Genomic DNA, 14814 nt, shown 5'->3' with positions numbered 1-14814 from the left:
CAATGACGCGCCGTCCGGGAGGGGAGCGCCGGTGACCGTCGTCGGCCTCCCCGCCCGGACACGCCCCCGCTACGGTGTAGCCGTGGTGGGAGGAGCAGCAGTCCTGGAGGAAGCGCCCGAGGAGTCCGTCGAGGCCCTCGCCGTCCGCTTCCGGGCCGGGCACGAGGAAGCCCTCGGTGAGGTCTACGACCGATGGGCGTCGCTGGTCCACTCCTACGCGCTGCGCGCCCTGCAGGACACCCACGACGCCGAGGACGTCACGCAGCAGGTCTTCGTCGCCGCCTGGCAGAGCCGGGACAAGATGACTCCCGGCCCGCACACGTTCCCCGCCTGGCTGATCGGCATCGCCCGGCACAAGATCTCCGACGCCCGCGCCGCCCGCGCCCGCGACGTACGCCGCATCGAGGCCGTGGCGGCGGTGACCCCATCCGACGAGGTGGTCGGCACCGAAGACGTCATGGAGCCCGACCGGCTCGTCGTCCGCCAGGCGGTCGACGAGATGGGAGAGCCGCGCCGCACCATCATGCTCCTCGCCTTCTGGCAGGACCTCACCCACGTCGACATCGCCGCGACCACCGGCCTCCCGCTCGGGACGGTGAAGAGCCACCTGCGTCGCGGCCTGACCCAGCTCCACCACACGCTCGAGGAGGTGCGCCATGGCTCACGCTGACGTCGACGACCTCGCCGCCCTCGTCATCGAGCCGGCCGACGTGCCCGACCCCGTACGCCGCCACGTCGGCGCCTGCTCGCGGTGCTCGGCGACCGTCGAGGCGCTGACCGCGACCAGGGGCGCACTCGGCGCTGACCCCTTGGTCGCCCCGCCGCCGGACCTCCGGGCGCGGGTCATGGCCGAGGCTCTCGGTCGACCGACCGCGGCCGCAACTGAGACCGGGACCGCGGAGACGCCGAGCGCCCCGGTCCCGCTGGCGAGCCGGCGACGCGGCGTGCCCGTCTGGCTGGCCTCCGCTGCTGCCGTCCTCGCACTGGTGGCCGGGCTCGGCGTCGGCCGGATGTCCGTGGGCGAGCCCGAGGCCGCCCCGGTCGAGCCCGAGCCCACCGGCTCGGTGCTGGCCGCCACGTCCCTCACCGCCCTCGACAGTGACGCCCCACGTGGTGCCGTCGAGGCGGTCAACGACGCCGACGACGTCGTCACCGTGTCCGTGCGAGCGACCGAGCTCGGCGACGAGCCCGGCTTCCACGAGGTGTGGCTGATCAACGTCGACGGCGAGCGCATGGTCGCGCTGGGCATCCTGGCCCGCAGCGACAACGGCACCTTCGAGGTCCCGCGCCGCCTCATCGAGGAGGGCTACCGGATCGTCGACATCTCGGTCGAGCCCGACGACGGCGACCCCACCCACTCGGGTGTGAGCCTCGCGCGCGGCGAGCTCGTCTGAGCGCACCCGGCGCGCCGGCCCCTCGACATCGCCCGCCCGGGCGACTAGGAACGACCCATGAGGTGGAGGTACGCGATCCTCGGCGGCACGGCCGTCGCGGGCGCAGCAACGGCGGTCCACGACCTGGTGCAGAAGAAGCACGCGATCCTGCGCAACTTCCCGGTGGTCGGCCACGGCCGGTTCCTGGTGGAGAAGGTGGGCCCCGAGCTGCGCCAGTACATCGTCACCAGCAACGACGAGGAGCGGCCCTTCAGCCGTGACCAGCGGCGCTGGGTCTACGCGAGCTCGAAGCTGGAGAACAACTACTTCGGCTTCGGGACCGACAACGACGTCGAGAACGGCGAGGGCTACCCCATCGTCAAGCACCGCACCTTCACCGGGCCCGGGGCGGCGACGATGCCGCACGCCCAGGAGGAGGTGGCCGTGCCGTGCGCGAAGGTGATGGGCGCGGCTCGCGGGCGGACCCGCGCCTTCCGGCCCGGCTCGGTGGTCAACATCTCCGGCATGAGCTTCGGATCCCTGTCGGGCAAGGCGATCGAGTCGCTCAACAAGGGCGCGGCCCTGGCGGGTTGCCTGCAGAACACCGGCGAGGGCGCGCTGTCGCCGCACCACCGCCACGGCGGCGACGTGGTCTTCCAGATCGGCACCTCCTACTTCGGTTGCCGCGACGGGCACGGCCGCTTCGACATGGCGCGCCTGGTCGACCTCGTGCAGTCGGCACCCGTGCGCGCGATCGAGGTCAAGCTCAGCCAGGGCGCCAAGCCGGGACTCGGGGGGATGCTGCCGGGGGAGAAGGTCAGCCGGGAGATCGCGGAGATCCGCGGCATCCCCGAGGGGGTGGACTGCGCCTCACCGAGCCGCCACGCGGTCTTCGGCGACGTCGACTCGATGCTCGACTTCGTCGAGTCGGTGGCCCAGGCGACCGGGCTGCCCGTCGGGATCAAGTCGGCCGTCGGCAACCTGACCATGTGGGACGAGCTCACCGAGGCGATGTCGGCGGGTGGTCGCGGCGTCGACTTCGTCAACATCGACGGCGGCGAGGGCGGCACGGGCGCGGCCCCGATGATCTTCGCCGACTCGGTGGCCTACCCCTTCCGGATCGGCTTCGCCGAGGTCTACCGGCGCTTCGCGCAAGCCGGGCTGAGCGACGACGTGGTCTTCGTCGGCGCCGGCAAGCTCGGCATCCCGGAGAACGCGGTCGTCGCCTTCGCGCTGGGCGTCGACATGGTCAACGTCGGGCGCGAGGCGATGATGGCCATCGGGTGCATCCAGGCCCAGAAGTGCCACACCGACCACTGCCCCGTCGGGATCGCGACGCAGAACCCGCGCTACACCCGGGGCCTCGACGTGGGCCTGAAGAGCGTGCGTGCCGCCAACTACGTACGCTCCCTGCGTCGCGACCTGCTGAAGGTGTCCGAGGCTGTCGGCGTGGTGCACCCCGGGCTCATCGCACCGCGTGACGTCGACCTCCTCGACGGCACCCGCACCGCCACGGCGCTGGGCACGACCTATGGGTACGACGCGTCCTGGCCGCGGCTGGGACCGCACCTGGTGAAGCAGATCGAGGCGATCATGGTCGCCCAGGACGCCACGCACCCGGACGTGGCCGACCCCGACGCCGGACAGCGCGGAGTGGCGGCGACCGGGCGCTGAGGGATCAGCCCGAGCGCGGGCGGCGCAAGCTCTTGTCGTGGTGGTCGGGCAGGTGCTCGAGCTCGCTGAGGAAGGACTCGGCCCAGCGCGCGACGTCGTGGTGCACCACGGTCTTGCGCATGGCGCGCATGCGACGACCGGTCTCCTTCTCGTCCGCGGCGAAGGCCTCGAGCAGCGTGGCCTTCATGCCGTCGATGTCGTAGGGGTTGACCAGCCACGCCTGACGCAGCTCGGCGGCCGCGCCGGCGAACTCCGACAGCACGAGCGCGCCGTCGTCCTCGAAGCGGCACGCGACGTACTCCTTGGCGACGAGGTTCATCCCGTCGCGGAAGGGCGTCACCACCATCACGTCGGCGGCGCGGTAGAGGGCGGCCATCTCCTCGCGGGGGTAGGAGGAGTGCATGTAGGAGATCGCTGGGCGGCCGATGCGGCCGTGGTCGCCGTTGATGCGTCCCACCAGCAGCTCGATCTCGTCGCGGAGGATGCGGTACTGCTCGACGCGCTCGCGCGACGGCGTCGCCACCTGGACGAAGACGGCGTCCTCGAGGTCGAGCCTGCCGTCGCGCACGAGCTCGCCGAAGGCGCGCAGGCGAGAGTGGATGCCCTTGGTGTAGTCGAGGCGGTCGACGCCGAGGAAGATCCGACGGGGGTTGCCCAGGGCCTCGCGGATCTCCGCAGCACGCTTCTCCACCGCCTCCGAGCGCGCCAGTGCCTCGAAGCCCGCGGTGTCGATGGAGATCGGGAAGGCGGTCGCCTTCACCGGACGGCCGTCGGGGAGGTAGATGGTGTCGCGGTGCGTCTTGTGGCCCACCCGGCTGCGGACCAGGCGTACGAAGTTGGCGGCAGCACCCGGCAGCTGGAAGCCGATCAGGTCGGCGCCGAGGAGGCCCTCGAGGATCTGGCGGCGCCACGGCAGCTGCGAGAACAGCTCGGCCGGGGGGAACGGGATGTGGAGGTAGAAGCCGATGCGCAGGTCGGGGCGCTGCGCGCGCAGCATCTGCGGCACCAACTGGAGCTGGTAGTCCTGGACCCAGACCGTCGCGCCCTCGGCCGCCACCTCGGCCGCCCGGTCGGCGAAGCGCTGGTTGACCCTGACGTAGGACTCCCACCACTCGCGGTGGAACTCCGGCTTGGCGATCACGTCGTGGTAGAGCGGCCAGAGCGTGCCGTTGGAGAAGCCCTCGTAGAACTCCTCGACCTCCTGCGCGCTCAGCGCCACCGGGACCAGGGAGAGCCCGTCCTCGACGAACGGCTCGAACTCCTCCTCGTCGGCCGAGCCCGGCCAGCCGATCCACGCCCCGTCGTTGGCGCGCAGGACCGGCTCGAGGGCGGTCACCAGCCCACCGGGGGAGGTGCGCCACGACGCGGTGCCGTCGGGGGCGACCACCCGGTCCACGGGCAGTCGGTTGGCCACGATGACGAGGTCGGCCTGCGGGGTGGGGCTCACACCGGCCACCCTAACGACGACCGGTGACGTCGGGACCACCCCGCGGTGTCGTCCCGGGCCGCACCCTTCTTACGAGCCGCCGGGTTTTGTCCAGACGACTCGCCGGAGGCGAATGACATCGTTGTCGTTCGTCGCCTAGACTGACCGCAGTCCGCCCGGCACGGGGTGGGCGTGGGGTCGAGGAGGAGATGGCAGATGGACGCCGCCAAGCACATCGCGTCGGAGCAGGAGACTGCGCCGGGGCTGAGCCAGCGCGACCGCGACATCCTCGAGTTCGAGCGGCACTGGTGGAAGTACGCCGGCGCCAAGGAGCAGGCCGTCCGCGAGAAGTTCGACATGTCCTCGACCCGCTACTACCAGGTGCTCAACGCCCTCATCGACCGTGCCGAGGCCCTCGAGGCCGACCCGCTGCTCGTCCGCCGCCTCCGCCGTCTGCGCGCCTCGCGGCAGCGCCAGCGCTCCGCCCGCCGCCTCGGCTTCGAGATCTGACACCGCGAGACCTGTCCACTCACTCACGATCGGCTTCCTTCCCCATGGCCTCCTTCCCCAGCTCCGGCCGCCTCCCGTCCCGCCGTCCCCGTGACGAGCGGGGCGTGGCCTTCCCCTCCCCGCTCGTGATGCTCTCGGTCCTCGCCGTCGCGATGGCTTCCATCACCTTCGTCGCCACCCGCGACCAGGCGCCCACCGAGCGCCGGGTCGAGACCGCCACCATCGCCAGCGCCGAGCAGACGCCGAGTGCCGAGCCCACGGCGAAGCCCACCAAGGAGCCGAAGCCCGAGCCGCGCGTCAGGCGCGGCGAGGTCTACGTCGAGGTCTACAACAGCTCCGGGATCAAGGGCCTGGCCGCGAGCACGGCCGGGAAGGCCACCACCGTCGGCTGGGCGGTCGTCGGCGAGGACAACTGGTACGGCGTCGTCCCCACCACCACGGTCTACTTCCCCCCGCGGCTCAAGGCCGCCGGCAAGCAGCTCGCGCTCGACCTCGGCATCCGCCGGACGGCACCGGCCGTCGGTGAGATGAAGCGCGACCGCCTGACGATCATCCTCACCACCGACGCCCCTCAGTAGTCCGCTGCGGCGGGACGGTTCGCGGGTCCCCGCCGTCGCGTGGTTGGCTGGTGCCATGGAGTTCACCTCCGACGACGCGCGCGCCCACTACGACGCCGTACGCGACGTCCTCGCCGGTGTGGTGGTCGGTCTCGACTTCGACGGCACCCTGTCCCCGATGGTCGACGACCCCGAGGCGGCACGCCTGCACCCCGGCGCCCCCGGCGCGCTGCTCGAGCTCGCCGAGGCGGTCCGCGCGGTCGCGGTGATCACCGGCCGCCCGGCGCGGCAGGCGATCGCGATGGGCGACCTCGACGCCCTCGGCAACGCGATGCTCGACCGCGGCGCGGAGCTCTTCGTCTTCGGCCAGTACGGCAACGAGCGCTGGTCGGCCACCGAGCAGCGGATCCGCTCGCCGCGCCCGCCGGCCGGTCTGGCCAGCTTCGAGCGCGAGCTGACGTCGGTGCTGCGCAGCGCCGACGCCGCCGACGCCTACATCGAGCAGAAGGGCCTGGCGGTCGCGGTGCACACCCGCCGGATGGACGACCCGGCGGGTGCCTTCGCCCGTCTCGTCTCCCCGATCGCCGACCTCGCGGGGCGCCACCACCTGACGGTCGAGCCCGGCCGCAACGTCATCGAGGTCCGCTCGGGTGACATGCACAAGGGGCACGCGCTGCGCACCTTCGTGGCCGAGCAGGGGGCCGACGGCGTGATCTTCGGCGGCGACGACCTCGGCGACGTGGAGGCCTTCGAGGCCGTCCGCGACCTGCGCGACGACGGCCTGCCCGGCCTGGTCGTGTGCTCGGCCTCCACCGAGCAGCCCGACCTCGTGGAGCTCGCCGACGTCGTCGTCGACGGCCCCGCCGGTGTGGTGGAGCTCCTCGGCGCCCTGCTCTCCCGACGCTGACCGCAGGTCGGACGGCTGCGATCCACATCGTGGACTCGGTGTGCGCATCGTGAGACGGCCCGCCTAGGGTTGACCTTGCTCATCACGAGGGACTGAGGGAACGGCCCGTAGAAGTCCCGGCAACCACCCATGAGCCTCCTGTCCGGACCCCGTCCGGCGGACATGGGAGCAGGTGCCAAATCCGACCCACGCGAGAGTCGCGGGGACAGATGAGAAGGAGGACTTCATGAGCACCCTGTTGGACGAGAACACGACGCACACGTTGCGCGAGGGTGCCTTCGGCCACGCCCGCGCCCTGGCCTGCCGCGAGTGCGGCCACGAAGTCGCCCTCGGGCCCTCGTACGCCTGTCCGGAGTGCTTCGGCCCCCTCGAGGTGGCCTACGACTTCCCGACCGTGACCCGCGAGGAGATCGCCGCCGGTCCGGCCAACATCTGGCGCTACAAGGCGCTGCTGCCGGTGCCCTCCGACATCGAGCAGAGCCCCAACACCGAGCCCGGCTTCACCCGGCTGCTCGAGGCGAAGAACCTGGCCCGCGAGCTGGGCATCGACCGGCTGTGGGTGAAGGACGACTCCACCAACCCCACCAACTCGTTCAAGGACCGCGTCGTGGCCTGCGCCCTGAGCGCGGCCCGCGAGCTCGACGCGAAGGTCTTCGCCTGCCCCTCCACCGGCAACCTGGCCAACGCGGTCGCCGCGGCCGGCGCCCGGGCCGGCATGAAGACCGTCGTCTTCATCCCGAGCAACCTCGAGCAGCCCAAGCAGGTCAACTCCGCCGTCTACACCGACCGCCTCGTCGCGGTCGACGGCAACTACGACGACGTCAACAAGCTCGCCTCGGAGATCGCCGGCGAGGAGGAGGGCTGGGCGTTCGTCAACGTCAACGTCCGCCCCTTCTACGCCGAGGGCTCCAAGACGCTGGGCTACGAGATCGCCGAGCAGCTCGGCTGGCGCCTGCCCGACCAGGTCGTCATCCCGGTGGCGTCCGGCTCGCAGCTGACGAAGGTCGACAAGGCCTTCCGCGAGCTCGTCGCGCTGGGCCTCGTCGAGGACAAGCCCTACCGGATCTTCGGCGCACAGGCCACGGGCTGCTCCCCGGTCTCGGTGGCCTACAAGGCCGGCACCGACGCGATCCGCCCGGTCAAGCCGGACACGATCGCCAAGAGCCTGGCCATCGGCAACCCCGCCGACGGCATCTACGTCCTCGACGTCTGCCGTCGCTCCGGTGGCGCGGTCGAGGACATCACCGACGACGAGGTCCGCGACGCGATCGTCCTGCTCGCTCGCACCGAGGGCATCTTCACCGAGACCGCCGGCGGCACCACGGTGGGCGTGCTGAAGAAGCTCGTCGAGACCGGCCAGCTCGACACCTCGCTGGAGACCGTCGTCATCAACACCGGTCACGGACTCAAGACCCTCGACGCGGTCTCCGACCGGGTCGGCGCCGCAGCCACCATCGCACCCAGCTATGACGCCTTCGTCGCGGCAAACATCGTCTGAGGGTTTCGAGGCTCGCAAGCTCGCACCTCAACCACCGAGAGAGAGTCACTGAATGAGCGTCTCCGTCCGGATTCCCACCATCCTGCGCACCTACACCGGCGGCGAGTCCGAGGTCAGCGCCGAGGGCGACACCCTCGCCGCCGTCCTCGACGACCTCGACGCGAGCTACGCCGGCATCAAGGGGCGCATCCTCGACGAGTCGGGTGCACTGCGCCGCTTCGTCAACGTCTACGTCGGCAACGACGACGTGCGCTTCCTCGACGACCTCCAGACCGCGACCCCCGACGGGGTCCAGGTCTCGGTGATCCCGGCGGTCGCCGGCGGCTGAGCCGGCCTCACGGCGCGCGTACGTCGACCACGGCGGCGTTGCCGCGCCCGTCGATGCGCACCTCGGCGACGGCTCCGTCGCGCAGCAGGTCCTCGGTCTCGCGGGCGGTGTCCTGCGGCAGGAAGAGGCTCTCGATCCCGCACCTGATCTGCCACGAACGGTCGTCGCACGCCAGGTAGGTCCCGTCGTCGGGGCGCTCCCGCGTCCAGTCCGCGGCGACCCAGGTCCCGTCCTTCTCGACGAGGGTGATGAAGACGTCGCCCTGCTCCCCGTCGTCGAGCGCGCCCAGCCCGGGCTCGACGACGGACTGCGAGTCGTCGTGCCGCAGTCCGGGGTAGTCGAGGGCGACGTACGCCCCGCGGAACGGGTCGATCGGGTCGAGGGGTGCGACCTCGAGGAGGTAGGTGTCGCCGGTGAGCCGGGCGGAGAGCTGCGGGCCCACCGCGACTCCGGCGAGGACGAGCTGGCTGACGGCGATGACGCCGGTGACGAGGATGCGCTTCATCGGGGTGCTCCTGGTGCAGGGGTGGCCGAGCCACCGGCTGAGTCGTCGACGAGGACCTGGGTGAGCTCGCGACGGGCACGGTCGAAGAGGAAGCCGGTGCCGAGGAAGACCGTGCCGAGCACGACGAACAGCCAGGCGCCGGTGACGATCGGCGCGAAGACGGCGAAGCTCTGGAAGGTCGTGAAGACGACGAGCCCGACCATCGCCATCGCGGTGAGGGGCGGGTGGTCACGCACCGTGCCGAGCGCCACCAGGGCGACGGCGAGTACGACGTAGGCCAGGACCGAGACGGCCGCGTGCAGCCAGTCGGCTGTGTCGATGTCGGAGGTGTCCGTGCTCGTGGTCCACAGCGCGAGCGCGGTGGCCGCGCCGAGCACGGCGACCGCGCCCAGCGGCTCCAGCAGGCGCTTCCCCGGGCGGGTGAGTGCAGCGCCGACGACGGCCGCTGCGGCCGCGACGAGGACGACCACGAGCCACACCGACCAGACGACACCGTCCGAGCCGATCCCCGGGATCGCGGCCACGAAGAGTGCGAGCAGCGCCATGCCCCCGGCGACGGTGCGCCACGTCCAGGCGAACGGGGTGATCCACCCGTCGTGCAGCACGGCCAGGCCGGAGGCGAGGACGGCGGCGGCGCCGAGGAGGACGACGACGGTGAGTCCGCTGGGGCCGTCCCAGAGCGGCTGGGCGAACCACCACGCGACGCCGGTGGCGACACCGACGAGGAAGGGCGTGGTGGCGCGGGTCAGGTAGCCGTGGAGCAGGGTGCCGGCCGCCCACAGCCCGAGCAGGCGGGGCTCGAAGGCCGGCACCTGCAGCGACTGCGCGGCCTGGAAGATCACCGCGCCGGCGCCGAGGGCGGCCATCAGGCGTACGGCACCCACGAGCGGGGGCGAGGCCTTGCGGGCGGCGAGTGCCTCGCCGCCGGCGAGGAACGCCAGCCAGAGCAGGGCGACGGCGACGAAGCGCGAGGTGGGGGAGAGCTGGTCGAGGTTGGCCGCGACCAGCCAGATGAGGCCGATGCCGACGAACCCGCCACCGAGCGAGAGCAGGACGCGACCGATGCTGAAACGGGTGTGGTCGCCGGGCCGGTAGCGCGAGGAGATCAGTCTGGCCTGGTCGTCGTCGATGATGCCCTGGGACGTCCAGTCGTCGAGCTCGGCACGCAGCCAGGCGAGCTGGCGGGGCGGGACCGGCCGGGGGAGGGTGGGGGCGGCTGGGTTCATACGTCCAGCGTGACGCGTTGCGCGCCTCCTGTGATGAGTACGTCGACCCACGTGTGTGGTGCCGTTGGGCCATTCGCCGGGCGGGGTTGACCGGCCGTTCAGGTCGGTGTGGTTGAAACAGGCGTGATCGACGACGACGACGCCGGGTCCCGCCTCACTCGCGCCTCCGTGGCCTTGACCCTCGCTGGGGGCGTCGCCGGCGTGACGGCGTACGCCGCCCGCACGCTCCTGCACCGGCAGGCAGCCCAGGCGCGCCGCGCGATCGGCAAGCCGCTGGGGGAGCAGGCGCCGGCCGCGGACCGGCACTACAAGAAGAAGCTCGGCGAGCCGGTCGACCTGCTGGTGCTCGGGGACTCGATCGCCGCCGGGCTGGGCGCGGAGCGGGCCAAGCACACCCTGGGCGGACGGCTGGCCCGAGGCATCGCCCGCAGCGCCGGGCGATCGGTCCGGCTGCGCACGGCGGCCGTGGTCGGCTCGGAGAGCAGCATGCTTGCCGAGCAGCTCGCGACGCTGCCCGAGTCCTACTCTCCTGACGTCGCGGTCATCGTGGTCGGGGGCAACGACGTCACCCACCGGGTGCCGGTGGCGGAGTCGGTGGCCCACCTCGGGGCCGCGGTCGACGCGCTGCGCGCACGCGGGGCCGAGGTCGTGGTGGGCACCTGCCCGGACCTCGGGGCGCTGCGGCCGGTGCCGCAGCCGTTGCGCGCGCTCGGCTCGCGCGCCTCCCGGCAGCTGGCGCAGGCCCAGCGCGAGACCGCCCTGGCCAGGGGCGCGCGCGTGGTCTCGCTGTCCCACGTGGTGGGGCCGTTCTTCATCACCAACCCCGACGAGATGTTCAGCCTGGACCGCTTCCACCCGAGCGCGCAGGGCTACAAGCGGACCGCCAAGGCGATGCTCCCGTCGGTCCTTGCCGCCCTGGGGGTGGTGGAGGTCGTGCCGTTCGGGCACCACGCGCCCGGGGTGGGCCGCTCAGGCTAGGGTTCCCGGGTGCGCACCACTGCTCGTCGAGCCGGCCAGGCGGTCAAGAAGGCTGCCCAGAAGACGGCTCAGAAGACGGCCCGGAAGACCGGTCGCAGCCAGGCCTCCCGGGGGCCGGCTCCGGCGCCGGACGATGCGAAGGCCGAGCGGCGGCGTCGCCTGCTCGCGAGCAACCTGACCGAGCTCGCGATCGAGTTCCGCACCGACAAGTGGGGCGTGCACAAGTACACGCCGCACTACGAGCGGCACCTCCAGCACCTGCGCCGCGAGTCCTTCACCCTGCTCGAGCTCGGCATCGGCGGCTACAAGAAGCGTCGCCGCAGCGGTGCGTCGATGAAGATGTGGCGCTGGTTCTTCCCGCGCGCGACCATCGTCGGCCTCGACATCGAGGACAAGACGTGGCTCACCCGCGGCCACATCCACGCCTACCTCGGCGACCAGACCGACCCCGAGGTCCTCCAGCGCATCATCGACGAGCACGGCGCCCCGATGGTCGTCATCGACGACGGCAGCCACATCCCGGCCCACGTGCGCGAGTCGTTCCGGATCCTCTTCCCGCTGCTGCCCGACGGCGCGATCTACTGCATCGAGGACACCCAGACGTCCTACTGGCCGGCCTGGGGCGGCCAGCTCGACCCGCGCGCGCCGGGCACCTCGATGGACCTCGTGAAGGACCTCGTCGACGGCCTCAACCACGAGGAGTTCCTCGTCGAGGGCTACGAGCCCACCTACACCGACCAGTGGGTGCGGGCCGTGCACTGCTACCACAACCTCGTCGTCATCGAGAAGGGCGACAACCGCGAGGGCACCAACCGCGACGCCGTCGCCCACCAGCTCTACGGGGCCTCCGAGCTCCCCGAGGCATGAGCGCCGCCCTCCCGACCGTCCTGCTGGCCACCAGCGCCGACCTGCCCGACGGGGAGCCCGGCGCCGCAGCGCTCGACGCCGCTCTCGTCGAGCGAGGGATCGACGCCGCGTGGGCGCGCTGGGACGACCCGGAGGTCGACTGGGCCGCCGCCGACCTGGTGGCGGTGCGCTCGACGTGGGACTACGTCACCCGCCACGGCGCGTTCGTCGGGTGGGCGCAGTCGCTCGACCAGTCCCGGCTGCTCAACGGCGCCGACGTGTTCGCCTGGAACCACGACAAGCGCTACCTCACCGACCTCGGCGACCTGCCGGTCGTCCCGACGCTGCTCGCCGACGACCGGGCAGGGCTCGCGGACGGCGTACGCCACTTCGGCACCGCCGTGGTCAAGCCGCGCGTCGGCGCGGGTGGCGCCGGGCTCCTCGTCGTCACCGACCCCGACGACGACCGGCTCGGACGGCCCGTCCGCAGCCACCCGGACTACCCGGAGGTCGACGGCCCCTGGGTCGTCCAGCCGCTGGTCGAGTCCATCCGCACGAACGGCGAGCTCTCGGTCTACGTCCTCGACGGGAGGATCACCCAGCGCTTCGACAAGGTGCCGGGCGAGGGCGACGTACGAGTGAACGAGGAGTTCGGCGGCCGGGTGCGTGCCGCCGAGACCGGGGACGTCGGCGACCTCGTGATGCAGGCGTACGACGCGCTCGCCGTGCGCTTCGGGCGGCCGATGGACTACCTGCGCGTCGACCTCCTGCGCTGGGAGGACGCGTGGGTCGTCAGCGAGCTCGAGCTCATCGAGCCCGGGCTCTACCTCGACGTCTCGCCGGCCAACGCCGGGCCCTTTGCCGACCTCGTCGCGGCGCGCACGCGCCACCGGTCGGTCAAGACGTTTCGCCACGTCGGGGTCAGGGCGGGCGCCGCTGCGCTACGTTCCCCCCAGCCTGTCTCCGTCTGGGGGCGAGGACAGGCTGAACCCGGCACTGGGGCCGGGGGATTCATCCAGTGCGGCGCAGGGGGCGACTCCGGCTCCGCACGTGCGGGAGGGACTTGTCATGCCCATTTCACGGCGCCGCGGCGAACGCGGCGCATCAGCGGTGGAGTTCGCGCTCGTCGTACCGCTCCTGCTGGCGATCCTCTTCGCGATGATCGACTTCGGGTTCGCGATCAACCGCTACACGATGCTCAACAACGCCACCCGCGAGGGAGTGCGGGCAGCTAGCCTCAGCGCCAGCGGGAGCGAGGTCGACAAGGTCGTCAACGACGCGCTGTCCGACCTCGAGGGCAAGGTCTCGGTCACCGTCACCTGCCAGACGCCCCTGGGCGGCACCTGCGGCTCGTGGGACGCCAACCACACCACCGGCGGCGTCGCCGTGGTCACCACGACCTACCAGCACGCCTGGCTGACGCCGGTCGGCAAGGCCATCTCCTCGACGCTCACGCTCACCAAGACCAGCCAGATGAGGATCGAGTGATGCGCCCGCTGCGCACGCGGCTGGCGCGTGGTCGCACGGACGACGAGGGCGCGGTCGCCATCCTGGTCGGCCTGCTGGCCGTCGTGATCTTCGCCTGCGCGGCCCTGGCCGTCGACATCGCGTCGCTGTCGATGGAGCGGCAGAAGCTGCACGACCACGTCGACTCCGCGGCCCACGCCGGCGCCTTCGAGCTGCCCTCCAGCGGCAGCTCGGCCAAGACCTGGGCGGTCACCATGGCCAAGCGCCAGGACCCGACGATGACCCCCGACACCGACCTGTTCTGCGTCGTCGCCTCGACCGGGTCGAGCAAGCAGGTCGCCGCCGGCCAGATCCCCGCGACGTGCGACCCCGGGACCTACAACAGCGCCACCGTGCGCTGCAACACCAAGATCTGCTCCATCCCCTGTCCGACCACCGGGCGGTGCAACACCATCCGGGTCAGTGACGCCAAGGACGTCGACTACGACTTCGCGCCCATCATCGGCCAGAACAAGGGCTCCACCGGGTCGGTGACGTCCGCGGCCTGCAAGGGCTCGTGCGGCGAAACCCTGCCCAACCCGATGGACATCGTCATCATGGCCGACCGCACCACGAGCATGCTGGACTCCGACCGCGAAGAGATGAAGACCGCGATCGTGGACAGCCTCGGGGTCATGGACCCCACGCTGCACTACGTCGCCTTCGGGGCGCTGCACAAGAGCAAGGCCACGGCGTCGTGCGCCACCGCTGCCACAGAGAAGTCGGACGGGGTCACCGGCGGAGACTGGATCGCGGTGCCCTTCACCAACGACTACAAGGCCAACCGCGACTCCGCGATCAACAGCTCCAGCAAGCTGGTCAAGGGCGTGCAGTGCATGCCAAGCGGGGCCGTGCAGGATCTGGCGACGAAGTCGTACGGCACCCACCTGGCCTCGGCGATGAAGGGAGCCGCGCGCTACCTGCTCGGCAAGCAGCCCAACAACCTGTCGTCCCTACCGAAGCGGCCGGGCACGCCGAAGAAGGTCATCATCTTCGAGACCGACGGCCAGCCCGACGAGCTGTTGGCGAGCGGCTCGGCGTCGCTCGACACCAGCGACGACCTCGGGGCCGACCGCAACTTCTACGGCAACGGCAACGGCAAGGACGGCTGCGACAACTTCAACCAGGTCGCGCAGTACGCCAAGGACAACAACATCACCGTGCTGGTGATCGGGTTCGGCGACGCCAACGACGCGCCGTGTGAGAAGCCGATCACCTCGGGCGGGTACAAGCGGGACCCGCGGTCGCCGTGGGTGCGCGACTACCTGGCGAAGGCGGCGTCGCCCGGTCCGAGCGGGGCGCCCAGCAAGGCCGAGAGCGACTGCTCGTCGAACGCCGAGCGGGTCGCGGAGAACAAGGACGGCGACTACTACTTCTGCGCCGTCTCGGGCTCGGAGCTCGGTCCGATCTTCGCCACGGCGATCGTCGCCGTCACCGAGAGCATCCGGCTCATCGAGATGCCCTGAGGTCCTGTCGGGGA

The 14814-nt window shown here is 71.6% G+C and carries 16 protein-coding genes and 1 riboswitch; of the genes, 13 read left to right on the top strand and 3 right to left on the bottom strand.

Going from position 1 to position 14814, the window contains the following annotated elements; all coding sequences use genetic code 11:
- Window positions 1-82: 82 nt before the first annotated feature.
- From IRX98_RS00665 to IRX98_RS00655, 3 genes are read left to right on the top strand one after another with little or no spacing between them, the layout of a single operon-like run.
- Window positions 83-670: an RNA polymerase sigma factor gene (locus IRX98_RS00665; protein ID WP_224273159.1), complete on the top strand. Its 588-nt coding sequence runs from the start codon at window positions 83-85 to the stop codon at window positions 668-670.
- Window positions 657-1394 (top strand): anti-sigma factor, encoded by a 738-nt coding sequence (locus tag IRX98_RS00660; RefSeq protein ID WP_224273158.1) that lies wholly within the window; start codon window positions 657-659, stop codon window positions 1392-1394. Before IRX98_RS00665 ends, IRX98_RS00660 begins: the two co-directional genes overlap by 14 nt.
- Window positions 1395-1451: 57 nt before the next feature.
- Window positions 1452-3047 carry an FMN-binding glutamate synthase family protein gene (locus tag IRX98_RS00655; RefSeq protein ID WP_224273157.1) on the top strand — a complete coding sequence of 532 codons (1596 nt, stop codon included), beginning with the start codon at window positions 1452-1454 and terminating at the stop codon, window positions 3045-3047.
- A 4-nt stretch (window positions 3048-3051) separates the two neighbouring features.
- On the opposite strand, the gene IRX98_RS00650 is transcribed toward IRX98_RS00655, so the two are convergent.
- Window positions 3052-4494, bottom strand: a complete 1443-nt coding sequence (locus IRX98_RS00650) for an alpha,alpha-trehalose-phosphate synthase (UDP-forming) (protein ID WP_224273156.1) — start codon at window positions 4492-4494, stop codon at window positions 3052-3054.
- A gap of 195 nt (window positions 4495-4689) precedes the next feature.
- Between IRX98_RS00650 and napA the strand changes: the two genes are divergently transcribed.
- The 5 genes from napA to IRX98_RS00625 all read left to right on the top strand — a co-directional run bounded on the left by napA (window position 4690) and on the right by IRX98_RS00625 (window position 8273).
- Window positions 4690-4983 (top strand): nucleoid-associated protein NapA, encoded by a 294-nt coding sequence (gene napA, locus IRX98_RS00645; RefSeq protein WP_224273155.1) that lies wholly within the window; start codon window positions 4690-4692, stop codon window positions 4981-4983.
- A 104-nt stretch (window positions 4984-5087) separates the two neighbouring features.
- Window positions 5088-5561: a LytR C-terminal domain-containing protein gene (locus tag IRX98_RS00640; protein WP_224273154.1), complete on the top strand. Its 474-nt coding sequence runs from the start codon at window positions 5088-5090 to the stop codon at window positions 5559-5561.
- A gap of 55 nt (window positions 5562-5616) precedes the next feature.
- A complete protein-coding gene (otsB, locus tag IRX98_RS00635) occupies window positions 5617-6447 on the top strand; it encodes a trehalose-phosphatase (protein WP_224273153.1) in 831 nt (276 codons plus the stop codon).
- A gap of 76 nt (window positions 6448-6523) precedes the next feature.
- Window positions 6524-6663, top strand: a riboswitch (SAM riboswitch).
- 10 nt (window positions 6664-6673) lie between these two features.
- On the top strand, window positions 6674-7945 hold the full coding sequence (thrC, locus tag IRX98_RS00630) for a threonine synthase (RefSeq protein WP_224273151.1): 1272 nt from the start codon (window positions 6674-6676) through the stop codon (window positions 7943-7945).
- A 52-nt stretch (window positions 7946-7997) separates the two neighbouring features.
- Window positions 7998-8273: a MoaD/ThiS family protein gene (locus IRX98_RS00625; protein ID WP_224273149.1), complete on the top strand. Its 276-nt coding sequence runs from the start codon at window positions 7998-8000 to the stop codon at window positions 8271-8273.
- A 7-nt stretch (window positions 8274-8280) separates the two neighbouring features.
- Here the strand turns inward: IRX98_RS00625 and IRX98_RS00620 are convergent, their stop codons facing one another.
- Complete coding sequence (locus IRX98_RS00620; RefSeq protein WP_224273148.1) at window positions 8281-8778, bottom strand: GDYXXLXY domain-containing protein; 498 nt, start codon at window positions 8776-8778, stop codon at window positions 8281-8283.
- The gene (locus IRX98_RS00615) at window positions 8775-10004 is read right to left on the bottom strand and encodes a DUF2157 domain-containing protein (RefSeq protein ID WP_224273147.1); all 1230 of its coding nucleotides are present in this window, start codon (window positions 10002-10004) and stop codon (window positions 8775-8777) included. Before IRX98_RS00615 ends, IRX98_RS00620 begins: the two co-directional genes overlap by 4 nt.
- A gap of 123 nt (window positions 10005-10127) precedes the next feature.
- On the opposite strand from IRX98_RS00615, the gene IRX98_RS00610 reads away from it, so the two are divergent.
- From IRX98_RS00610 to IRX98_RS00590, 5 genes are read left to right on the top strand one after another with little or no spacing between them, the layout of a single operon-like run.
- Window positions 10128-10982 (top strand): SGNH/GDSL hydrolase family protein, encoded by an 855-nt coding sequence (locus IRX98_RS00610; protein ID WP_224273146.1) that lies wholly within the window; start codon window positions 10128-10130, stop codon window positions 10980-10982.
- A gap of 9 nt (window positions 10983-10991) precedes the next feature.
- A complete protein-coding gene (locus IRX98_RS00605; RefSeq protein WP_224273145.1) occupies window positions 10992-11849 on the top strand; it encodes a hypothetical protein in 858 nt (285 codons plus the stop codon).
- Complete coding sequence (locus IRX98_RS00600; RefSeq protein ID WP_224273144.1) at window positions 11846-13063, top strand: ATP-grasp domain-containing protein; 1218 nt, start codon at window positions 11846-11848, stop codon at window positions 13061-13063. Before IRX98_RS00605 ends, IRX98_RS00600 begins: the two co-directional genes overlap by 4 nt.
- On the top strand, window positions 12987-13316 hold the full coding sequence (locus IRX98_RS00595; protein ID WP_235744544.1) for a TadE/TadG family type IV pilus assembly protein: 330 nt from the start codon (window positions 12987-12989) through the stop codon (window positions 13314-13316). Before IRX98_RS00600 ends, IRX98_RS00595 begins: the two co-directional genes overlap by 77 nt.
- Entirely contained in the window at window positions 13316-14800 is a 1485-nt protein-coding gene (locus IRX98_RS00590; protein WP_224273143.1) for a pilus assembly protein, read from the top strand. Before IRX98_RS00595 ends, IRX98_RS00590 begins: the two co-directional genes overlap by 1 nt.
- Window positions 14801-14814: the final 14 nt, after the last annotated feature.

The organism is Nocardioides lacusdianchii, assembly GCF_020102855.1.
GTDB classification, from domain to species: Bacteria; Actinomycetota; Actinomycetes; order Propionibacteriales; family Nocardioidaceae; genus Nocardioides; species Nocardioides lacusdianchii.
Note: the sequence above shows the minus strand (reverse complement) of the source record. Positions and strands in the feature narration are given on the sequence as shown.

What these genes read in the sequence shown, in the direction of transcription:
- IRX98_RS00600 (WP_224273144.1), top strand. Translation starts at nt 11,846, where the DNA reads ATGAGCGCCGCCCTCCCGACCGTCCTGCTGGCCACCAGCGCCGACCTG.
- IRX98_RS00655 (WP_224273157.1), top strand. Translation starts at nt 1,452, where the DNA reads ATGAGGTGGAGGTACGCGATCCTCGGCGGCACGGCCGTCGCGGGCGCA.
- otsB (WP_224273153.1), top strand. Translation starts at nt 5,617, where the DNA reads ATGGAGTTCACCTCCGACGACGCGCGCGCCCACTACGACGCCGTACGC.
- IRX98_RS00595 (WP_235744544.1), top strand. Translation starts at nt 12,987, where the DNA reads ATGATCGACTTCGGGTTCGCGATCAACCGCTACACGATGCTCAACAAC.
- IRX98_RS00625 (WP_224273149.1), top strand. Translation starts at nt 7,998, where the DNA reads ATGAGCGTCTCCGTCCGGATTCCCACCATCCTGCGCACCTACACCGGC.
- IRX98_RS00660 (WP_224273158.1), top strand. Translation starts at nt 657, where the DNA reads ATGGCTCACGCTGACGTCGACGACCTCGCCGCCCTCGTCATCGAGCCG.
- IRX98_RS00615 (WP_224273147.1), bottom strand. Translation starts at nt 10,004, where the DNA reads ATGAACCCAGCCGCCCCCACCCTCCCCCGGCCGGTCCCGCCCCGCCAG.
- IRX98_RS00590 (WP_224273143.1), top strand. Translation starts at nt 13,316, where the DNA reads ATGCGCCCGCTGCGCACGCGGCTGGCGCGTGGTCGCACGGACGACGAG.
- thrC (WP_224273151.1), top strand. Translation starts at nt 6,674, where the DNA reads ATGAGCACCCTGTTGGACGAGAACACGACGCACACGTTGCGCGAGGGT.
- napA (WP_224273155.1), top strand. Translation starts at nt 4,690, where the DNA reads ATGGACGCCGCCAAGCACATCGCGTCGGAGCAGGAGACTGCGCCGGGG.
- IRX98_RS00620 (WP_224273148.1), bottom strand. Translation starts at nt 8,778, where the DNA reads ATGAAGCGCATCCTCGTCACCGGCGTCATCGCCGTCAGCCAGCTCGTC.